Source organism: Armatimonas sp. (assembly GCF_031410135.1).
Classification (GTDB): Bacteria; Armatimonadota; Armatimonadia; order Armatimonadales; family Armatimonadaceae; genus Armatimonas.
In genome coordinates, this window is sequence record NZ_JANNYP010000628.1 from 1 (window position 1) to 1,790 (window position 1,790).

Sequence of the window (1,790 nt, forward strand, 5' to 3'; positions counted from 1 at the left end):
TCGCATACACCGGCTTCAGCATTTCGGCAGGGAGGTTTGCAGGAGCTTCCTTGACGATATCTCGGTCGCTCGCATTGGGAGGCGTGAACTTCACATCGAGGCCTGGCACAGGCGCCCCGGTATACGGGCTGAACTCATAACCCAAGTATCGATCTTTGACTTCGCCCCAAGGGGTGAGGGCAAAAAGTGCGACGGCGGCAGGGTTTTCCGCTTTGTCGAACTCGGCCACGGTTTTGAAAGTGAGACACCCGGTCGAATCTTGTACGTCCCCGCAACCCTGGGCTTTATCGATTGCGGTGGCGCTGTTGTAGCCAATGCTCATTTGGCCGCGCGTGTTCCAGTTTTCAGTGTACATACCGCTGGTTCCTGGAGCGATAAATACTTTCTCGTCTTTCACAAACGTTTGCAACCCGGCCGTCCACATTCGATTTCGGTTGTTAGCATCCAGCCCATAGTTCGAGGAAGGCAGGTATTTACCGTCGCTCGAATCCACATACATGATGAGGGCCTTACCGAGCTGACCGAATTGAACGAGTGCCGCGGCTTTGTATGCACCCTCCTTTGATTTTGCAAAGACGGGAAAGAGAATTGCGGAGAGCACACCGATGATTGCGATCACGGCTAGGAGTTCCATAATGGTGAACGCCCGGCTGGAGTTTGAAGAGTTTTTTCTAGCTGTCATTGTGACTTCTCCACCTGATCTTTCAGGTTAGCAATAACCCCGCGCATGGCACCGGGCACTTTGGCATCTTCACCCGGCTTCATGCCGAACTTGAACATGCTTAACAATCCTTGATCCTTCTTCTTTCTACGTAAGTAGAGAATTTCGTTGGTGCCCACCGCACCAATCGCCAGATCCGCGCTCGTCCAGGTGAGCATCATCTCGAACTTCGTCGGGAGTGTGGCACTACCCTCTTTTGCTCGCAGGCCGGTCACTTGCACCTTCCTGCCGTCAGTTTTGAAACTCCCCTCGCCTTCACGAGCAGATTCTCCTTCCTTCATGCTTATTCCGAAGCTGCCTTTCTTGGCAAATTTCAATCGTCCACCAGAATATCTATTGGCAAGCAGCATCTCGGAACCAGGCTTCAGCGCCAGAGATTTCACAACATCCCATTCGCCCGTGACGTCCTGGATCCTTCCCTGTCCCATCCAACCTCTGAGCACTGCCCAATCGTTCTCCCAAGGTTTGTACTTCCATCCGCCGAAGCCAATCACGCCAATGAGAACAAAAAAAACGAGCCCTCTTCCCGAACCGGGTTCAACATACTTTCGAAATCGCTTCCGAGCTTTCTTCTCTGCTTTGACCCCAGCCCCGATGGGAACATATCCGCACTTGTAGCAACGCTCAATGCCTTTGCGCCATTCAGCCCCGCAGCGGGGACACGTTCCGAGGTCCATAACCCAACATTATGAGCCAAATGGCCCACCCAATAAACCTAGTAAATATACTAGCTCAATGGTCCGCCCGGTAGTCGTCGGGTATTCTTGCCTTCGACTTGTTCGGGATGTGGCTCAGCTTGGTAGAGCGCTGCGTTCGGGACGCAGAGGTCGTGGGTTCGAATCCCGCCATCCCGACCAAGTCTCTTCTGGGTTCAAGTCAGATCACCTACCCGTAGCCGCAGACCGACCAAAAGGCGGAGCCTGGAGGGAATTCTGAGGCTACTTATTGAGATGTCCCATCTCAATAAGAAAGACAATTGAGCACAGATGGTTGTGCGCGGGTTGGCCCATGCGCAGTGGTCGAGGCCATTGCTTCCTATCTGCATGGCTGGACGAAGCCCACGGATGAA

General features: G+C 53.4%; 2 protein-coding genes and 1 tRNA gene. 1 reads left to right on the forward strand and 2 read right to left on the reverse strand.

What is annotated here, in order from left to right; translation table 11 throughout:
- Positions 1-682, reverse strand: a 682-nt coding sequence (locus RMO15_RS22990; RefSeq protein WP_309717821.1) for a type II secretion system protein, incomplete at its 3' end; no start/stop codon positions are given.
- Positions 679-1,398 carry a hypothetical protein gene (locus RMO15_RS22995; RefSeq protein WP_309717824.1) on the reverse strand — a complete coding sequence of 240 codons (720 nt, stop codon included), beginning with the start codon at positions 1,396-1,398 and terminating at the stop codon, positions 679-681. The genes RMO15_RS22990 and RMO15_RS22995, both read right to left, overlap by 4 nt.
- Positions 1,399-1,501: 103 nt before the next feature.
- On the opposite strand from RMO15_RS22995, the gene RMO15_RS23000 reads away from it, so the two are divergent.
- Positions 1,502-1,578, forward strand: a tRNA-Pro gene (locus tag RMO15_RS23000).
- Positions 1,579-1,790: the final 212 nt, after the last annotated feature.

What these genes read in the sequence shown, in the direction of transcription:
- RMO15_RS22995 (WP_309717824.1), bottom strand. Translation starts at nt 1,398, where the DNA reads ATGGACCTCGGAACGTGTCCCCGCTGCGGGGCTGAATGGCGCAAAGGC.